At 34.0% G+C, this 20292-nt stretch carries 15 protein-coding genes and 1 tRNA gene; 8 read left to right on the top strand and 8 right to left on the bottom strand.

Features of this window, described 5'->3' with window-relative positions; genetic code table 11:
- Positions 1-153: 153 nt before the first annotated feature.
- Positions 154-822 (top strand): 16S rRNA (cytidine(1402)-2'-O)-methyltransferase, encoded by a 669-nt coding sequence (rsmI, locus tag AC2H4K_RS07110; RefSeq protein WP_281140831.1) that lies wholly within the window; start codon positions 154-156, stop codon positions 820-822.
- Positions 823-872: 50 nt separating this feature from the next.
- On the opposite strand, the gene AC2H4K_RS07105 is transcribed toward rsmI, so the two are convergent.
- The 3 genes from AC2H4K_RS07105 to AC2H4K_RS07095 form a co-directional block, all read right to left on the bottom strand.
- Positions 873-1085, bottom strand: coding sequence for a hypothetical protein (locus AC2H4K_RS07105; RefSeq protein ID WP_281140832.1), 213 nt, complete (start codon positions 1083-1085; stop codon positions 873-875).
- A gap of 276 nt (positions 1086-1361) precedes the next feature.
- Positions 1362-5936 carry a TonB-dependent receptor plug domain-containing protein gene (locus tag AC2H4K_RS07100; protein ID WP_493743007.1) on the bottom strand — a complete coding sequence of 1525 codons (4575 nt, stop codon included), beginning with the start codon at positions 5934-5936 and terminating at the stop codon, positions 1362-1364.
- Between the two features lie 5 nt (positions 5937-5941).
- A complete protein-coding gene (locus tag AC2H4K_RS07095; RefSeq protein ID WP_281140834.1) occupies positions 5942-8770 on the bottom strand; it encodes a carboxypeptidase-like regulatory domain-containing protein in 2829 nt (942 codons plus the stop codon).
- A gap of 555 nt (positions 8771-9325) precedes the next feature.
- Between AC2H4K_RS07095 and AC2H4K_RS07090 the strand changes: the two genes are divergently transcribed.
- From AC2H4K_RS07090 to AC2H4K_RS07080, 3 genes are read left to right on the top strand one after another with little or no spacing between them, the layout of a single operon-like run.
- Positions 9326-9739, top strand: a complete 414-nt coding sequence (locus tag AC2H4K_RS07090) for an OsmC family protein (RefSeq protein WP_281140835.1) — start codon at positions 9326-9328, stop codon at positions 9737-9739.
- A 42-nt stretch (positions 9740-9781) separates the two neighbouring features.
- The gene (gene recJ, locus AC2H4K_RS07085; protein WP_281140836.1) at positions 9782-11473 is read left to right on the top strand and encodes a single-stranded-DNA-specific exonuclease RecJ; all 1692 of its coding nucleotides are present in this window, start codon (positions 9782-9784) and stop codon (positions 11471-11473) included.
- 4 nt (positions 11474-11477) lie between these two features.
- On the top strand, positions 11478-12752 hold the full coding sequence (locus AC2H4K_RS07080; RefSeq protein WP_281140837.1) for an MFS transporter: 1275 nt from the start codon (positions 11478-11480) through the stop codon (positions 12750-12752).
- On the opposite strand, the gene AC2H4K_RS07075 is transcribed toward AC2H4K_RS07080, so the two are convergent.
- Both AC2H4K_RS07075 and AC2H4K_RS07070 read right to left on the bottom strand, forming a co-directional pair.
- Complete coding sequence (locus AC2H4K_RS07075) at positions 12749-13501, bottom strand: UDP-2,3-diacylglucosamine diphosphatase (protein ID WP_281140868.1); 753 nt, start codon at positions 13499-13501, stop codon at positions 12749-12751. The two genes, AC2H4K_RS07080 and AC2H4K_RS07075, sit on opposite strands and share 4 nt — an antisense overlap.
- A 10-nt stretch (positions 13502-13511) precedes the next feature.
- Positions 13512-13964, bottom strand: a complete 453-nt coding sequence (locus AC2H4K_RS07070) for a 6-pyruvoyl trahydropterin synthase family protein (protein WP_281140838.1) — start codon at positions 13962-13964, stop codon at positions 13512-13514.
- A gap of 117 nt (positions 13965-14081) precedes the next feature.
- Between AC2H4K_RS07070 and AC2H4K_RS07065 the strand changes: the two genes are divergently transcribed.
- Entirely contained in the window at positions 14082-14711 is a 630-nt protein-coding gene (locus tag AC2H4K_RS07065) for a 2OG-Fe(II) oxygenase (protein WP_281140839.1), read from the top strand.
- Positions 14712-14810: 99 nt separating this feature from the next.
- On the opposite strand, the gene AC2H4K_RS07060 is transcribed toward AC2H4K_RS07065, so the two are convergent.
- Genes AC2H4K_RS07060 through AC2H4K_RS07050 form a run of 3 tightly spaced genes read right to left on the bottom strand, consistent with a single transcriptional unit; the run spans position 14811 to position 16839 of the window.
- The gene (locus AC2H4K_RS07060; protein WP_281140840.1) at positions 14811-14984 is read right to left on the bottom strand and encodes a hypothetical protein; all 174 of its coding nucleotides are present in this window, start codon (positions 14982-14984) and stop codon (positions 14811-14813) included.
- A gap of 23 nt (positions 14985-15007) precedes the next feature.
- Positions 15008-16342: an MATE family efflux transporter gene (locus AC2H4K_RS07055; RefSeq protein WP_281140841.1), complete on the bottom strand. Its 1335-nt coding sequence runs from the start codon at positions 16340-16342 to the stop codon at positions 15008-15010.
- Positions 16339-16839, bottom strand: coding sequence for a GNAT family N-acetyltransferase (locus AC2H4K_RS07050; RefSeq protein WP_281140842.1), 501 nt, complete (start codon positions 16837-16839; stop codon positions 16339-16341). Before AC2H4K_RS07050 ends, AC2H4K_RS07055 begins: the two co-directional genes overlap by 4 nt.
- Before the next feature lie 34 nt (positions 16840-16873).
- On the opposite strand from AC2H4K_RS07050, the gene AC2H4K_RS07045 reads away from it, so the two are divergent.
- The 3 genes from AC2H4K_RS07045 (at position 16874) to AC2H4K_RS07035 (ending at position 20287) form a co-directional block, all read left to right on the top strand.
- Complete coding sequence (locus AC2H4K_RS07045) at positions 16874-17671, top strand: universal stress protein (RefSeq protein WP_281140843.1); 798 nt, start codon at positions 16874-16876, stop codon at positions 17669-17671.
- A 5-nt stretch (positions 17672-17676) separates the two neighbouring features.
- Positions 17677-17750 (top strand) — tRNA-Ala (locus AC2H4K_RS07040).
- A 182-nt stretch (positions 17751-17932) separates the two neighbouring features.
- Complete coding sequence (locus AC2H4K_RS07035) at positions 17933-20287, top strand: hybrid sensor histidine kinase/response regulator (protein WP_281140844.1); 2355 nt, start codon at positions 17933-17935, stop codon at positions 20285-20287.
- Positions 20288-20292: the final 5 nt, after the last annotated feature.

The raw sequence follows: 20292 nt of genomic DNA, 5'->3' as shown, positions 1-20292 counted from the left end.
TTAAAGAGAAAATAATAACTCGTTAATATAACAGGTAAGTTAGTAATTTTCCTACTATAACCATCGAATTTATTTTATAGATGCAAAATACTCCCAACAGTTGCGTCTATAATAATTATAAAGATTGTAATTTTGGTTAACAATTTTAAAGACATGAAGCTATTTCTGGTACCAACACCTATAGGAAATCTTAAGGATATCACTTTTAGAGCAATTGACGTTTTAAAAGAAGTCGACTTAATTTTGGCAGAAGATACCAGAACTTCAGGAAAGCTTTTAAAGCATTTTGAAATTTCCACACACATGCAAAGTCACCACATGCACAATGAACATAAAACGGTGGATCACTTAATCGAGAAACTAAAATCGGGAATGACAATTGCTGTGATTAGTGACGCGGGAACACCAGCCATTTCCGACCCTGGATTTTTATTAGTTAGAGCCTGTGTAGAAAACAATATTGAGGTTGAATGTTTACCCGGAGCAACAGCCTTTGTGCCAGCATTGATAAATAGTGGTTTGCCTAACGATAAGTTTGTGTTCGAAGGGTTTTTACCTGTAAAGAAAGGCCGCCAAACCAGATTGTTACTTTTAGCAGAAGAAACCCGAACTATGATTTTTTACGAAAGTCCACATAAGTTAGTAAAAACCTTAGGACATTTCTGTGAGTATTTTGGTGAAGATAGACCAGTTTCTGTATCGAGAGAACTTACCAAACTTTATGAAGAAACCGTTAGAGGAACAGCAAAGGAAGTTTTAGAACATTATACCAACAAACCACCAAAAGGCGAGATTGTTATTGTGGTTGGTGGGAAGAAATAGTGATTTCTCAAATAAACCACCTGATCCACAAAAAGGGTCAAAGATTCTATTTATTTGTCATTTTTGTTTAAGTTATTATTAGAAAATAAGCTAAAGAATTTCTTTATAGGAAGCTTATTAAAAAAATCACCCAAGGCTTCAATTTTATGATTTGGTATTCCTTTTAACTGATGAACCATGACTATTATCCACACCAGAAAAATAATAAAACAACCTCCCAAAATTAGTGCAATAACTACTGATACAGATTTAAATATTTCCATTACTCTTTAAATTTTAAGCCAAATTAAATCAAGTAATTATAGCTAGCTGTGACATGGTTTATTTAGGTTTACAATTCAAAGCTAATTAGACTAATTAGTTTTTACAATTGTCATAGCTTAAATAATTTCTTGCTATTTTAAATGAAGCAATTATAATTACTGAGATATGGCTTTGCCAATATCATAAATAGAACTATATTTTAAAAGGACACAAAAAAACCTCACCATTTCTGATGAGGTTTTTTAACATTAAAATATATGAGAAATTAAGTTATTTTAATCTTTAATCTCAACTGTATTTCCTGAGATCCAGGTTTTGTTTTCATCTCCATAGTAAAGGTAAGCAGTACTTGCAGGTGCTTGGTAGTGGCCAGCAATATCAGCTTTTAGGTCGAGTCTAATATTTTTGATTTCTGAGGCTTTAAATTCTCGCCAGTAAAACACCAGATAATTATCAAAAATCTCATAAAAAGCAATCTTGTTTTCTTCTAAAATCTTTTTTAGTTGCCAAGGTTGAGCTGTTGTTCCAGATGGTATGCCAACAATTGTGGTTACCATGCCTAAGGCTTCTGCATTGGTGTTTGCCACAGAGATATTAAAACTCACATTATCGCCAACCGTGTGGTTTTGTCCAGTAATTGTTGTTTCGAGTTGTAATGGACAAGCCCTTGAACTATCTGGTAACGTGCTATCCCAATTCACATTCAAAGTATAAGGAAATGTTGCCTTCGGGTTATTAAACTTAACTGCAATGGTCTGTTTTCCTTGTTGTAGATAGTTCTCAAAACCGTTAATGGTAATTTTCCCATCGTCTGAAAGTTCTAATTTTTTAGTTATCGATTTACCATTTACTATCAGAGTAATGTCATCGTTTTCCTTAAGTATTTTTTGCTTTTGACTTTTTGTGTAATTAATCAGAGCTTTAAGAGCCATAGCAGTTGCTTGTGTAGAGCCAAAACGGTTGTGTTTACGTTGTTTAATGAGATAATCTACACCTTCTGTTACGAGCACTGTATTTTCGTTTTTCTCGTCCATTAAAGCTAATACTGTAAGCGCTACGGTTTCTATCTGTTTTGAGTTACCGTAAGATCTGGTAATTGTATTTTCTACAGGTATTTTCTCAAAACCATACTCCTCAATATTTGCTTTTATTTTGGCTAAAAGTGTTTTAAAGTTCTCTTCTTTATTGAGGTTATGACTTGCCATGGCTAGTAATGCCATTTTATAAGTATCATTACTTTTTATAGCATCTGCATAGGCTGTGTTATACTCTAGCATATAATCTGCATTGACACCAGATTCGCTTAATGCATAGACAATGTAAGCATTGGCAACATCTGTTGGTGAACTAGCAAAACTATCATAGCCTTTTTTACTTTTTTTGAAACCACCTTTACCGTCTTTTCGGCTTAAAAGCCAATCTACAGTTCTGGAAATCATTTTGTCGCTTACACCATCATATACCTCTTTCATTTCGGTAAATTCCAAAATACCATAAGCGGTTAAGGTTTCGTGTGGCGGAGTATGACCAAACCATTCAAAACCACCTTCAGAAGTTTCAAAACCAATAAGCCTTTTATAGCCTTGTTTTATAAAATCTAGGGCTTTAGCTTCAATTTCAGGATTACTTTTGCCAGATTCCTTTAGGTATTTTAAGACCATAATATTCGGATATGTTGAAGATGATGTTTGCTCAAAACACCCGTAAGGCTGACGGATTAAAGACTCAATACCATCCATAACATCACCTACAATGTCTGTATAAATATTAAATTCTGTAGTAACGCTATTTTTAACAGCGTGGTTAATTTCAAAGTCAAACGTTTGAGTTTCTGAACCAGACAATGATAAAGAAGTTGGAAAATAAGGGCTTAAAATTGTTACCTTTTTCTTAATGATATCTTTATAATCTTCAGATTCTGCCAGAATGGAAATGTCTAAGTCTTTACCTTTTTCAAGAGGTATAACTTTTAAGGTTTTGGTGACAGCGTTTTTAGCTTCCACGTTTAGTTTTTCATCAATAGACGATACCAATTTTAAATGTTCAGGCAATAGAAACTTTAAATTAGTTTCCATGGCTTTTTCAGTTTCATTTGTAATGGTAATTGGTAATGAAATGGTATCGTTTAGCACCATATAATTAGGTGTTTTAATGTCTGTGTTCAACAGCTTTTTTGTAGCGTATAATTTGTCAGCTTTGCCTACAAGGCCATTATAACCAATGCCTTCAGCAGAAATTTTAAACGACGTTACAGCATCAGAATTATAAAATTCAATTTCGGCAATACCATCAGCATTGGTTTGTATTACAGGATTCCAGTATATGGTTTGTCTAAAATCGGTACGCTCTTCTGGTAGATTTTTTCCTTCATAGATTGGCATGTAGAAACTTCTTGGAGTGTCTATGTGGTTTCGATTATAGTGGTAAAATTGCTTTACAGCATAGTTTTTATAATCTCGATTATTTAATCGTTTTACTGCTCCACTACTATTTGGATATTTTCCGTGTTTTGTATTTATAAGAATAACACCATTAGAGCCTCTGCTACCATAAATGCTAGTTGCAGCAGCATCTTTTAGAACCGTTACACTGTTTACTTGCTGAGGGTTGATGTCGCTCAAAGCAGACCTATCATAAGGCACACCATCTACCACAACAAGAGGTTCGTTGTTACCAGACACACTGCCAATACCTCTGATTCTAACCGTTGCAGTACTACCTGGTTGTCCGCTACCATTTATTATGTTAACACCAGCCACTTCGCCAGCCAAAGCATTAATTACAGAATTACCGTTTGATGCAATTTCTTCTCGCGAAATCACAGTCACAGAACCTGTAATGCTTTCTTTACTTGTGGTACCATAACCCACAACCACAACTTCATCTAAACCGTTTTCACTTTCTTGTAAGCCAACAGATATTTGTGCTTTTTGTTTAATAGTTTTTTGTAGTGGTTTTTCATTTTTGTCAAATGATTTAACCTTTTCTTTATTTTCTATGTTTTTAGTTGGTGTTTGGCTGTAATAATTTCCTTTTTTCAGGTGTGTTTCTTCAATAGTAACACGTTCTCCATTGTCTTTATAGGCCAATAAAGTCAAGTGATAATTATTGTTGAATTTAAAAGCGAAAGAACCATCTTCCTCGGTATCAAAAACCAAAACTTTATTACCATCTCTATCAAAAAGCAGTAAATGTGCTTGTGTTGGTTTTCCTTTTTTGTTGAGCACAACACCAGTTTGTATAGCACTCTGCTCTGGTAGGTATTGTGCATTCTCCTTAGTAACGGTAGGAGCATTGATATAGTCTCGCCAGCCATGAGTTAGCATCACATAATCTATTGCTGTTTTTGATTTTGGCTCTTTTAGATTCAAGTAAAAATCTGGCTTATGAATTTGTCCTTTCAGTTCAGAAGACACCAATAAATAAGATAAAATATGGTCTTGCTTGTCGTCAGCAAAGGACAGTAATTTATTATCCGCAACGGCTAATGATAAGTTTGCAGGAATAGGATTCTGCTTCTCATCGTATGTTTTTATACTAAGTTTTACTTTTTCTCTGGTATTATATTGCTTCTTATCTAGGCTGAGGTCTACATGAAGTTTTTTGTGAGGATTTAGAAATACTAAACGCTCTGCGAATGTACTACCATATTCATTTTTTAAACTGAATTTGGTAATGCCCATAGGATATTCTGAAGTGTTTAAGCTTATATTTTTTTTGAGACCGATTTCCTTTTTTAAGAGCAATGTACTTGCATTAGAAACCTCAAGAAATAAAGGTGTGCTATAGGTTGAAAAAATATCTAAATTGGAGGATAGACTATCGGTTGTAACAGAAAATCGAACACCATTTTCGTACACTTTTGGTAGCTGAATTAATTCCTCAGAACGAAAAGGTTCTGTAATCTTAGCATGGTAAACCTCGTCTTTAATTGGATTAAAATTGAAACTTCCCATGCCATCATGAAAACTTTCAAAATTTGAAATGGTTTCTCCTTGTGTATTAACAATAACGCCTTTGAGATCTACAGGTTTTCCAAATTCATTAAGAGCTTTAAAAGCAACTTTATTTAAAGTACCAGTTACAATCTTCCCGCTCTCTGGTAAAAACTGAAGATCAATAGTATTTAAAACCACTGGAACAGCTCTTGAGATAGATTCTGTTGTGCCTTTGTGGTATACCAAAGCGTTTAAAACAACATCAACGGACTCCAAGTCTTCTGGTAATGTAAAGCTAGGTTTTGCTTTGCCGTCTTTGTCTGTAACCACAACATCATTTATAATGTCTGTGCCTTTTACACTCACTTTATACGTAACTTCAGTATGCGATAAAGGTTGATTTTTTAAATCCTTAACTTCAAGATTTGCTATGACCTCAGAGGATTTTCCGTAGCCTTCTTTTTCGAATTTCAAATTAAGTAACAGCTTTGGTTTTACCACTTTCTGAATAGTAATTTTTTTCGTAAAAAATGAATCTTCACCATAATTACGCATCCAATTGGTGTAGCATTTTAAAGTGTAAATGCCACCAACCCAATCAGAGTTTATATCAAAATTTCCGTAAGCATATCCTTGTTTTACATTAAGATTTAAGGATGTTACAACAGCGCCTTTAGGCGAAATTAATTCCGCATGCATTACATCACTGATAGAAGAAATAGTATTGTCTGTACCTACGATGTAAGATTTAAACCAAATGGTTTCTCCAGGAAAATAGAACGGTCTGTCCGTTTGTGTGTATATCTTCTCTAATGGATTATTAAAGGCTTCAAAAGCTTTATAAGACAGCAACGTGAAGAAGCAAAGTCCGGCAATTACCAACAGTTTGGTGTTTTGTATAAGTTTTTTCATAGTGTTTATATTTTTAAGTTGAATTTTAGCCCAACTTCGCTCATTAATGGAGTATTGAAAAAGTTAAGATTATGTCCAGAATTGGTATCAAAAAGTGATGAATAAGGAGATGCTCCTCTGTATTTTGTAAATGTGATGAGGTTATGAGCGTAAAGCCCTATTTCAACTTGTCTGAAAAAATCATAATTACTTTTAGCAAAATCATAAGAAAGCTCAATGGTTTTTAGGTTAAGATAGCTTGCATCCTCAATGGCTTCTTCAGCAACACCACTAAAGCCGTAGCGTACAAAGCGGTTATTTTCAATACCTTCTTCAGGATTATAAAAATCTACAGGAATTGTGTTTGTATTACCTTGAGCATTTACTCCATTAAAAATATAATTTGTAATGTTTCTTTGATCTGCAGATTGTTGTGATGTGCCAAAATAGTTAAGTACATTTTGGGTGCCATTCCATGTATCTCCACCCTTTTGGTAGTCTAACGTGAAATGGAATTTTAATTTCTTCCAGGTAAAATGGTTAGAAAAGCCAAGTGTAAAATCTGGTACAGGATTACCAATAATTTGTTGTTCTGTATCTACAGTTGGGTAGCCATTACTGTCTATAATGATATTGTTTTGAGTATCTCTTGCAAATGCCGTTCCTATAATAACACCAGCAGGTTGGCCAACGATTAAATTTTTAGACACATTTTGAAAACCTGCAATTGGTACACGCTCTTCATTATTGTATAGTTTGGTAACCTTATTTTGGTTTGTCATAAAGCTTAGTCTGCTATTCCAACGCACAGAGCCAAACCTTTTAGAAACATCTAATTGTAGCTCTAGACCTTTATTGGTAATATCTGCAATATTTTGAAGTTGAAATTGATTGCCTTCCAAAACTGGGAATACGCTTCCTTTGGTTTTTGAGCCAAAATAGCTTGCAGTAAAATCCCAATTAACATCCCATAAATAAAAGCCTAAATTGAGATTAAAAGAATAGTCATGTATTTCTTCTAAATCTAAGTCTTCGTTTATAAATAAGTCGATGTTACTAGTGTAACCAAGACTTTCTGAAGGTAATAATTGAAGACTGTTGTGACTTTGATTGTTGTAAAAAAGAGGCATTTCATTTACATCAAAAGCACTTGTTGCGCTTAAGCTTAAACTATTAAAGTCATAGATATCTAAAATATCTGCTAAATCAACTTTTATAATAGATGAAGGTAAAAGCAATTTGTTTTTCTGAATAGAGGAGATATAGGCAGTATTGCTAAATACAATTTTAGAGTGTCTATTGTATTCTAGAGTAACAGACTGATTTGGTCGTAGCACATTTCTATTAATGCGATTAGAAATTTCAGTTGTATTATTTGGATTTGAAAATGTAAAGGCATCAAACCCTTCAGATTCCTTAAAGCTATAATCTAGACGTTCATTTTTAAATCTAGTAACGGAACGTACATCTATTGAAAAATCTCCCAAGTATTTGTCATAGTGTAAGTCTAGCATCGCATTGAAGCTATTGTTTTTTATGGTTTTGTTGCTTAGATAGCCACTTTCAAAACCTACAGTGTTGGTAAACAAACCAAAGTTTTGCTCGTTTTCTGTTGTTTTATAGCTTAGTTGACTTCCTATTGAAAAGTCATCACCAATATTTAAGTCATTTTTTAGGTTGGCTACAAATAAGGTGTTGGCATCATAGTTTTTATTGTTAAACAACCATTCAGGATTGTTATAGTTGGTTGGGCTAAAACTGCGTTGTGTATTGTCTGGTAAAACGCTGCCTTGACCATTATTAAAAGACACAGGTGTTACCCATGAATTTAAAAGGAGGTTATTTCTAAATCCATTAATATTAGGTTGGTTGTTTTTCCAGTTACTATACTTAACAAAGGATTTCCAGCTTAGTTCTTCACTGTTAGGATTAAGGGTTTTAAAGTTTAGTGCGAGATCGTTATTTATTTTTTGTGCTCTACCAAAAATATCTTCAGTGTTTTTCTGACTAAAGTCAAGTCCTGTAGTCCATTCATCTGTATCAATATCAAAATACACATTGGTAAACCTACTAATGGCAGTGTTTAACACGCTATTGTTGTATTGCTTAGAGCTAACGCCATTTCCATTGCCTTGCGTAACCAGTCTGCCGTTGTTGTCGTATATATAATTACTTCCATCAAACTCCAAAGTATTTAGGTTTGGTCCATAAGAAAAGATGTTTCCTGTTTCTGGTCCTAAAAAAGCAATAGATCTATTTTCGGTGGCTCCTTGGCTGTAGGAAGATTGTAACTTTGGTAAGTTACTTTCCTTAACAAACTGAAAGCTTAAGTTAGATTTTACTCCAACCTGAAAATAAATATCTGGATTAAAATAGGTTAGGTTAACATGTTCTGGGTCAAGATGAATATCTTTTATTCTATGCAAAGCATTGTAGTTGTCTTTTTTGTTATAGCTATGCTTTGAATCTGCTATGGAAGGTATTTTAAAACGCTCCTTTTTTTTGTTTTTTAAAGCTTCACTATAAGCGTCAGTTTCAATAGATTTCACTTTTACTCGCTTAACCGCTGTTTTTTGTATGGCTCCGAACATATCAGCTGTCACTGTAATTTCTTTAGGATCCATACCAACATAGCTAATAACTAAAACATCACCTACATTACATTTTATACTGTAATTTCCATCAAAATCGGTTTGTACTCCATTGGTTGTTCCTTTAACAAATATATTTGCTCCAGGCAAAGGCAAGCCGTCTGATGAAGTGGTTAGTGTTCCTGTTACCGTTCCTTCTTGAGCAAAACAGAATACTGGGAATAATATGAGCAATACGAATATTTTGAATGTAATTTTATTCATAATTGTGTGTGTTGGTTGATTTCAAATGTATAATCAACTTCATTGGTTATAAATAAGAAATGAGTAAAGTACCCAAACGAATGAGTAAAGTGTATAAAGCAAAAAAAACTTCACCATTTCTGATGAGGTTTTTATTGTATTTTTCTTAGTACTAGTGGAGCATTCTGCGCCATAACGCTTAGTTGTCCAAATAGACATACTTAAAAAGAGAAGTTACCCGTTGTACATTTTGAAAAAATTCGTCAATTCGAGTGGATTTTACGACTGATAAAGAGTAAAATCAGTATCGAGAATAGAATTTTTTAATTTAAACAAGTTCTCGATACAATTTTAGGTATCTTCAAACAAAATATATTTTGTTTTCGATAATCTCAAAATCACTCGAACTGACGCTTAATTATGATTTTGAAATCAAAATGCACAACGGGTAGAAGTTATAAATATCTAAGAACTTAAATTCATTCGGCATTACAAACCGTACTTTTGGTTACCTTATCCCATATTTACTTAGTAACTTTAGAACTTTAAATACTTTTAACTTTTAAACTAAAAAATATGTCTCATAAAATCACAACCCAATGGAAAGGTGGAATGACCTTTGAATCTGATAACCCAAGCGGAAAAACCGTAATTATGGACACTGATGTCGAAGGGCAAGAACGAAATGGGCTTTCACCAAAGGCTATGATGCTATCCTCATTGGCAGGTTGCTCAGGATTAGATGTTATTTCTATTTTAGATAAAATGAAAGTTGAAATAGATGATTTTAAAATGGAAGTTTCTGGTGAACTTACCGATGAACATCCTAAATATTATCATTCTGTAAAAGTAGATTATCATTTTTACGGAAAAGATTTAAACGAAAGTAAATGTGAAAAAGCAGTAAATCTCTCTGTTGAAAAATACTGTGGAGTTATGGAAATGTTTAGACAGTTTGCTAAAGTTGAAACAGAAATTCATTTTCATTAATTTATAAAAGTTCCCTTTTGGGGAATTTAAGGGGCTATTTTTATGCGCTGGACACTAAAACCAAAACCAGAAACTTCAAAAGTTGAAACTTTAAAAAATGCACTTCAGGTTGATGATGTTGTGGCAACATTATTGTTGCAACGTGGCATCGAAACCTTTGAAGAGGCTAAAACGTTTTTCAGACCAAGTTTTGAGGATTTACACAATCCATACCTCATGAAGGATATGGATAAGGCCGTCACACGCATAGAGCAAGCTATAGCAGAAGGTGAAAACATTTTGGTTTACGGAGATTATGATGTTGATGGTACTACTTCGGTGGCTTTAATGTCTTCCTATTTAAAAACCAGAACGGCAAATGTAGCCACATATATTCCAGATCGCTACGATGAAGGTTATGGGGTGTCTTACCAAGGTATCGATTTTGCAGATGATAATGGTTTTAGCTTAATCATTGCTTTAGACTGTGGTATCAAAGCCATTGAAAAAGTAGCTTATGCTAAAGAAAAAGGCATCGATTTTATCATTTGCGATCACCATAGACCAGGTGATGAAATTCCGGATGCGGTTGCTGTTTTAGATCCAAAACGAGACGATTGCGAATATCCATTTAAAGAACTTTGTGGTTGTGGAGTTGGCTTTAAGTTGGTAACGGCTTTGGCTTCAAATCAAGGACAAACCGTAGAAGATTTAACCGAATATCTTGATTTGGTTGCCACAGCTATTGGTGCTGATATTGTACCTATTGTTGGTGAAAACAGAGCGCTAGCCTACTTTGGTTTAGAGGTGATTAATAGCAATCCAAGACCAGGTATGAAAGCCATAATTGCCGAGGTAAAAAAAGACAAGCTTACCATTACTGATGTGGTGTTTATCATTGCGCCTCGTATAAATGCCGCAGGTCGCATGAAACATGGCAATCATGCCGTAACTTTATTAACCGAAATAGATTTTAATCTTGCAGCAAGTTATGCTGTAGATATCGATCAATTCAATACAGATCGCAGAGAAACCGACCAACAAATTACCGAAGAGGCTTTAGTTCAAATTGAAAAAAACAATGAACAAGAGCGTTTTACAACCGTAGTTTATGACAAAAACTGGCACAAAGGTGTTATTGGTATTGTGGCTTCGCGTTTAACAGAAACTTATTACAGACCAACTCTGGTATTTACAAAAAGTGGCGATAAGTTAGCGGCTTCAGCACGTTCTGTAAAAGGTTTTGATGTGTATAACGCATTAGAAGCTTGTGGTGAATTTATAGAACAATTCGGAGGTCATAAATATGCTGCTGGTTTAACCTTGTTACCAGAAAACTATGAGGCGTTCAAAGCTAAATTTGAAGCTGTTGTAAAGGAAACGGTTGATCCAAAACTTCTAACTCCAGAATTAAAAATCGATTTAGAAATTAATCTCAACCAAATTGATGATAAATTAATGCGGATTATTCGTCAGTTTGCTCCATTTGGACCAGGAAATATGACACCAGTCTTTATGACTCAAGGCATTCAAGATACAGGTTGGGGAAAATGTGTTGGTGAAGGAGATAAACATTTACGTTTTACAGGAATGCAAGCCAACAGTAATTCTATAGTGTGCATTGGTTTTGGTCTTGGCGATAAATTAGAATTGATAAAAGACAAAAAACCATTTGATGCTGCGTACACTATAGATGAAAATCATTGGAATGGTAATGTTAGCTTACAGTTAAAATTAAAGGATATTAAAGCATAAGATTTTGGCAAAAACAGATCCGTACGCAGCACTCCGCTTTAAAGAATTCAACATCTTTCTTTTAGTAAGATTTGCCTTGGTTTTTGGTTGGTCTATGCAATTTGTGGTTATAGAATGGCAAGTGTATTCTTTAACTAATGACGAACTAAGCCTTGGAATTATTGGGCTTTGCGAATTCCTTCCAGCATTCTTTCTAGCACCTTTTGCAGGTCATATTGTGGACAGAAAAGAGAAACGTAATCTTTTCACAGTTTGTATCGCCTTATTTTCTTTAATAAGCTTTGGCTTGTTTTGGTTAACTTCTGAAAATGTTGAAGCCTCTTGGGAAACCAAAAGTATTTTAATAGGCATTTACGGTTTAGTCTTTTTTGGAGGAGTCTTAAGAGCCTTTTTTGGACCAACTATTTTTTCATTAATTGCTCTGATAGTTCCGAAATCAGCTTACCCAAATGCTGCAACTTGGAGTAGTAGCACATGGAAAGGAGCTGCTGTTTTTGGTGCATTATGTGGTGGTTTTCTTATTGCATGGATAGGAGTGCATTACACGCTAGGAATTATTTTTGGGTTAGTGATGTTGGCTTTGGTGTTGGTTTTTCAAATTGGTAAAAAACCGATTTTAAACAAAGCTACCAACGAATCCATGAAAGAAAGTTTAATATCTGGAATCAAGTTTGTGTTTAATGACAAAGTGATTTTAGGTGCACTAACTTTAGACATGGTTGCCGTATTATTTGGTGGAGCGGTTGCTATTTTTGCTGTCTTTGCAAAAGATGTTTTAGATGCAGGACCTAAAGGCTTCGGAATTTTGAATGCCGCATTATCATCTGGAAGTATTATTACCATGGTAGCCACAACCTATATTCCAATTACAAAGAATACAGGTAAAAAACTGTTGACAGCCGTTTTTGGATTTGGTGTGTTTATGATCATTTTTGGGGCTTCAAAACTAATGTGGCTTAGTGTTATTGCTTTATTTTGTTCTGGTGTGTTTGATGGTATTTCTATGGTAGTTCGCCAAACCATTCTTCAACTTAAAACTCCAGACCATATGCGAGGACGTGTAGGTGCTGTAAACTCTATGTTTGTGGGTTCTTCTAACGAACTTGGTGCGGTTGAAAGCGGTGTTGCAGCAAGAATATTTGGTGCTCCTTTGGCTGTTGTTCTTGGCGGTTCGGTAACGTTACTAGTTGTAGCTATAATGAGCTTGAAAAATAAACCACTTCGCGAACTCGATTTACAACAAGATGTTGAGGAGCATTACGATGAAGTAAAAAACTAGTATTCCTTCAACTCAAAAGTTTCTCCATCAAAAACGCCATAAGTGTAATATTGAATCCAATCTCCTAGATTAATGTATTTTGAGCTGTCATTGAGCTCAATATCTAAAGGCAAATGTCTGTGACCGAAAATAAAATAGTCGCGATGCTTTTCTTCGAGTTTACGTTTGCAATAAACGACTAACCATTCTTTGTCTTCACCTAGAAATTTAGCATCATCATCACCAGAAATCAGCTTATTTTTTACTGAAAAGTATTGCGCGATTCTTACACCAATATCTGGATGTAACCATCTAAACAACCATTGAAAGAAAGGATTGGTAAAAACTTTCTTCATGCGTTTATAGCCTTTATCTTCTGGACCCAAACCATCTCCATGACCAATAAAAAAAGAGGTGTTATTGAAAGTAAATTCTTGTGGTTTATGAAAAACAGGAATATTCAATTCGTCTTCAAAATAACCATTCATCCACAAATCGTGATTACCAACAAAAAAATAAATTGGAATTCCTGAATCCGTGATTTCTGCCAATTTACCCAAAGTTCTGGTAAAACCTTTTGGGATAACGGTTTTGTATTCAAACCAAAAATCAAATAAATCTCCCATCAAAAAAATGGCAGCAGCATCTTTTTTAACTTCGTCTAACCAAGCCACAAACTTTTTTTCACGAGGTCTGGACTTGTCACTCGTAGGAGCGCCAAGATGATTATCTGAAGCAAAGTATATTTTTTTGCCTTTCGGGATTTCTATGTGATGATTTTTACTCATTATCAGAAGCGTACCATTCTGCAAAGCTGGTTGCTGTCTCTTGAAGTTTTAAGGAGTGTAATTTAATATTGTCTGGTAAACGTTCTTTTATTTTCTCAGCAAAGTCAATCACCATCATTTCACTTGTAGGCTGATAATCTACCAGTAAAACATTGTGACCTCTGTCTTGTAACTCTTTTGCCAATTCTACATGAGGTGTGTTTTTGTTAAAGACAGTGGCGTGGTCAAAAACATCTACGATTTCCTCTTTTACAATTTTCTTTAGATCACCAAAATCGATGACCATCCCAAACTTTACATTGCTGTTGTCTGAAATTGGTGTACCAATAACCGTAACGTCCAAACGGTAACTGTGCCCATGTACATTTTTGCATTTACCATCGTAGCCATAAAGTGCATGACCAGTTTCAAAAGAGAATTGTTTTGTAATTCGGATTTTACTCATTCTAATAAAATAATACTGCAAAGATATTATAAATGTAAAACGAAAGGGATTTTAGATTACATTTGCGCACTTTTTTAGAGATTTATAATGAAAAAACACTTCTTTTTTTAGACTAAATTGGAAAGTCTATTTGAATCTATTCCGTTTTCAGAAAACCCTCTGTACGAGAATATTATAACAGATCTTACATCTAAACAATTTAGCATTATAGATAACTTTTTTACGAGTGAAGAGGTTTTGGCTTTGCGTCAATCATTATTAGATAAATACGAAGAGGACGCTTTCAAAAAATCTGCAATTGGTAATAGAACCAATGAGGTTATAAAAAAGGCTATTCGTGGTGATATTATTCTTTGGATTGATGAAAATAACATCAATCTGTCTGAACAGTTATTTTTCAATAAAATTAATGACCTCAAGGATTATTTAAATAGAACTTGCTTTTTGGGTATTAACCAAAAGGAATTCCATTATGCTATCTATCCTGAAGGGACATTTTACAAGCGACACTTAGATACGTTTCAAAATGATGACAGACGAAAACTTTCTTTTGTTTGTTACCTTAATGAAGAAAACTGGAAACCAGAAAATGGTGGCGAACTCGTATTGTATTTAGAAAAAGGAGAAGAAGTTGTTTATCCTTTTCCTGGTAAAGTTGTCATTTTTGAAAGCCAAATTCTAGAGCATGAAGTAAAACCTGTTAACACTCCAAGATTGAGTATAACAGGTTGGCTAAAAACACGATAGTTATCGACGTTTACGATTGTAGAAATAGGCTACGACAAGCACTATACCTAAAATTAAAAACAAGCCGTTTCCACCTAAAAATCTAAGTATATCCATGGGTTAGTCTTTTATTCTGTTTTTGTTATATCTGTAAATGGCGTATGCTATAATTACAAGTACTACAAAAGGTAATAGAGTCCCTATAAACACTCCAATACTGTAACTGTCATCTGGAGCATCTTTAAGTTTTTGTTCTATATCTACTTCTTGAAGTAAGGTAATAAGCAAATGCATGAGATTTGTTTTAAACGTCAAATTTAAAGGTTTTCGGCAAGAGGTTTAAAAGTTTTTCTAAATTTTATGATAAGCGGTAAGCCACGTGCAATTATCCATAGTGTAAAGGCAATAAATACTCCATGAAGTTTATAATCGAAATAATCTAAAGCAAGTATTACTGGTGTAAAAACCAAAAGTGATGAGAACAATAAGACGTCTCTTAGATATTTCATTTCGCCAAGACCTTTAAAAACACCATCAAATATAAACGCTAAAGCACACAAGGGCTGCATGGCTAAAACAATCCAAAAGACCTTATAAAATTCGTGTAACACTTCAGGATCGTTACTAAAAATGTTGCCAATAGGATAATAGAGTATTCCACCAATAACGGCTATAATGATTCCGACCACAATGCCGTATTTTATAAGTTTATCACTGAGGTCAATAAGATTTTTGTAGTCTTTAGCACCAAGTAATTTTCCCGATAAAATATTACCAGCACTAGCATAACCGTCAATAAGAAAAGCACCCAAAAACCAAAGGTTAATCGCGATGGTATAAGCGGCAATATAGTTTTCTCCATATTTGGTAGCAAAACTTGTGGCCAGATATAACGCTAAATTCAATGCTAATGTTCTTATAAACAAATTAGCAATCATTAATAGAAAACGTTTTATTTCTGGATTAAATGGAAACTTTACAAGTAACGGAATATCAGTTTTCTTCAAAATATATACAGCCGAAAGCACAGCCATAATAATTTGTGCTAAAACACTTGCATAAGCTGCACCTTCAATATTGTAAGCAGGAATAAGACCTTCAATACCATACACCAGAATAACATCGAGAATGATGTTGGCTAAAGCCCCTACAATAGCAATTATCATAGGATAGAAGGTGTTTTGTAAGCCTCTAAACGTTCCGAAGACAGCAATGGTAAATAAAGTAAAAGGAAATCCAAACACACGAATGCGATAATAGTCTACACAAAAGTTAAGAATATCTTCTGAAGCATTATAAAGCTTAAATATCTGAGTAGCTAAAGGATAAGTTACCGCAATTATAATAAGGCTCAAAGAGGTGATAATAAAAATGGCTTGTGCAGGCAGGTTTTTTACCTCGTCAATTTTTCCTGCTCCGAGATATTGTGATACAATAGAAGAAATAGCACTACGTGTCTGTCCTAAAACCCAAATAAGCATCGAAAAAAACGTGCCTACAATACCAACAGCAGCTAAAGATACAGTAGCATTTTTATCCATATTACCAATGATAGCAGCATCTGTCAATGATAAAATAGGTTCAGCCACACCAGAAATTAAAGCTGGTATGGCAAGTTTATTAATGTGCTGTAATGTAATTTTTGTACTCAAAGTATTAGCTCATAACAATGAAAAGGAAATTCACTTTGTTTTGGAAAATAAACATCTCCTAATCGTTTGTAGCCGCGAATTTCGTAAAACTTTTGGTTTCTTTTGTTCTGTGAAAATGTGTCTAATCTTATAGAGCTATAATTGTTTTCTATAGCATAATTTTCGGCAAAGCTCATAAGTTGCTGTGCGTAACCTTTACCTTGAAGTCTTGGGTGTACTGCCAATCGGTGGATGTAAACATTGTTTTCGTTTTTTGTCAACCAATTTATAGGTTGGTATTCTTCATCCATAAGAGTTGAAATCACAATGCAACCTTTGATTTCATTATCAACTTCTAAAACAAAAAGTTCGTTTCTAGCTACGTCATTTTCAAAAGCCAATCGGTTAGGGTAGTGTTCATTCCATTGAAAAATACCATGTTCTATCATGTAGGCTCCACATGCTTTGGTGATGTTTAGGATGGCGTCAATATCTTCTTTTACTGCTTTTCGAATCATTAATTATGCTTACTTTTGTTTAAATTTCACTGTAATGAAAACAATACTTGTTCCTGTTGGATCTTCAAAAAATGCAAAATCACATTTACAATATGCCGTTGATTTTGCTCAAGCTTTTGGTGCTAAAGTTTACGTTGTTCAAATATATAATGTTTACACTAAAGCTGGGACAATGATAAAAGTAGACCATATACTAGAACGAGAATCTCAAGCTTTTTTAGAAGCGCATATTGCCTCAATTAATACAAGAGGAGTTGAGGTTGTTGCTAAAACTTTCAAAGGGAAGTTAATAGATACTTTAGAGAAGGTTTGTAATGCTTTGGATGTGGATTTAATTATTTTGGAACCTAGAACCAATTCTATAAAAGATGAGGTTTATTTAGGAAAAACGTCTGGAAAGATTATAAAGCGTACACAAATACCAGCTTTAATTGTTCCTGAAGGTTATGTATATAAGCCTATTGTAAAGATATTACTGGCTGTAAAATCGGCTATCATTAGAAAAGAAGGAGTATTAAAACCTTTACAGTCTATAAAAAATCAGTTTAAAGCAGTCGTTAATATTCTGTTGGTGAAAACATCATATCATATTGAAGCTGATTTTAAACTTAATGATGATTTGGTAGGCATGATTACTAATACCACTGTTGCAGAGAGTCCTTCAACTTTTCAAGCAGTGTTAGAGCATTACAAATCTAATTCGCCAGATTTATTATGTGTGGTAAGACGAAAAAGAGGATTTTTCACCAAATTATGGGAAAATGATACTATCTTGAAAAAAGATTTTCACAGTTCTACCTTACCTGTTCTGGTGTTGAGTGGACTTAAATAAAATTTGGGGCATTAGCTCAGCTGGCTAGAGCGCTACGCTGGCAGCGTAGAGGTCATCGGTTCGACTCCGATATGCTCCACAACTATTTTAAAGCTTTAGACTTATTATGTCTAAGGCTTTTTTATTTATCACCGAATTAAATTGTTCAAAATAAATAGGGAACATTATTTTTATGACTTATCTTCTTAACAAACATTATGATTGTTAAATGCCTTATGTAGTTATTATTTAGTATGTTCGCAGCTGTTTAATGCCCCTTACATGAACAAGCCCTTACTAATTATCTATTTTTTGGCGACCTCCCTATTCGCTCAAAAAACATCTTTCGATCCTGAAACCTCTGAAAAAGAGTTATTTGAATACGCTGAGTACGTAGAAGCTTATGACAAAGTGCTGTCAATTGACGAAGTTTTAGCTAGTGATACACTCAATTACAAAAAGTTAGAATCTGCAAATCATGACCTTGGTTTTACTTCAGAAAACTATTGGGTAAGATTTAAATTAGAAAATTCTTCAAATCACGATAAGCTTTATTTCTTACAAACCGCAAGAGCTATTACCGATGTTGCAAATCTTTATCAGATAGGTGACAAAATTTTAGAACACAAAAGTGGTGATCAAATTAATTTTAGTGACAGAGATGTGAGTCACAGGGAAACGGTTTTTAAGATTATTCTTCCTGCAAATACTGTACAGCAGTTTTACATGGAATTATCTAGTGATGGTGAAACCATAAATATCCCTTTAAACCTCTATGATGGAGTTTCCTTTTTTCTAAGTAATTATAGACAGCAATTGTTTTTGGGTCTGTTTTATGGAGTTTTGTTTTTGGCAGGATTAGTATATCTCTTTTTCTACGGTAGTCTTAAGAGAAAGTCATTTTTATACTATAGTTTTTATGTGTTTTCCATTGCTTTAATGCAAGCCGCTTTAGATGGTTTTATATATCAATATGTTTTTCCTTCAGGTGGTTACATTAATAGTAGAATGGTGCTTATAGCAGCACTACTTTCTAATTTTTTCTTACTAAAATATTGTGAGTACTTTTTAAATATAAAAGTCAACCTTAAGGGTTTTATGAAAGCTTACAATGTTGTTTATGGTATTATAGTAGTGTCGTTTGTAATGCTCTTTATTAGTCCAAAAACTTTTGAACTAAGTTACCCTTTAAGTAACCTTAATGGGCTTATAAGCTTGCTACTTATTCTCACTACGGTGTTTACCATGAGGTTCAAAAAAATAAAGATTGACCGTTATTTTTCTCTTGGAATATTATTCTTGGTGGTTGGACTTTTAGGTTTTGTAATGAATAATTTAGGACTATTGCCAAGTAATTTTTACACGTTGAATAGTTCTAAGTTTGGATCTGGTTTAGAGGTAGTGTTCTTATCACTTTCCATGACCAATTTAATAAAGCGATTAAGACAAGATAATGAGAAAGCACAAAAATTAGCTTTAAAAAGATCAGAAGAGATTAGTGAACTGAAAACGTATTTCATGTCTAACATGAGTCACGAGCTACGGACACCTATTAATGCCATTATGGGAATAGTAGAAGCCGAGCTAGGAAATGGTGATAATAGTATTGAAGATCGAAAGAAATATCAAACGATTAGAAATGCAAGTATAAGTCTTTTGAGTAATGTCAACGATGTCTTAGATTTTGAAAAAATAGAAAAGAACGAATTGCAATTGCGAAATGAAGATTTCAACCCATCACTAATCCTAAACCAGATTAGTGAAAACTGGAAGTTGGAAGCGCAAAATAAAGGTCTAGCTTACAATTTTGAAATGGATACCGATATACCAGCCAAGGTTTCTGGTGACGCTGATAGATTTGTACAGATTATCAATAACGTATTAAGTAATGCTGTAAAGTTTACTAATAGCGGTCAGGTAGTAATGAAGCTGAAATGTATAGACCGACCAGATAATGTATCTGAATTTTCATTTCAAATATCTGATACAGGTGTTGGAATGAATGAAGAAGATAAGGATGATGTATTTAATAGTTTTAACCAGATGCGTTTGAATCACAAACGTCAATTTGGTGGTATTGGTTTAGGTTTAACCATAGCAAAACATTTGGTTACTCTTTTTGGCGGTAAAATCAATATTGAAAGTAAAGTAGACGATGGTACGGATGTCTTTATAGAAATACCTTTAACTCAAGTTGCTGATAACAAAACTAGAGACATCGAAAACCATGTTGTCTTCGAAAAGCAAATGCATATTTTAGTTGTTGAGGATAATAAACTGAACCAAATGGTAATGCGCCAGTTGTTGAAAGGGTTAGACAATGTATCCTTTACCGTTGTTAAAAATGGAGTAGAAGCTATCGATGCATTGAAAAAGGAAGTTTATAACGTTGTTTTAATGGATCTGCAGATGCCGATTATGGATGGTTATGAAGCTACGAAACTAATTAGAAGTGGCGAATTAGGTCAAGCCATAGGAAAGATACCAATTATTGCAGTTACAGCGGATGCCATGCAAGAAACAAGACAACGCGTTATGGATTTGGGTATGAATGATTACATGACCAAACCCGTTAAAAAAGAAACACTTCTAAATAAAATAAAGCGTTGTTGCGATATCGAACTTAGTGTCGCTTAAGTATG

The organism is Winogradskyella sp. 266wxhm (genome assembly GCF_058964685.1).
This window is presented reverse-complemented; position numbering and strand designations above follow the sequence as displayed.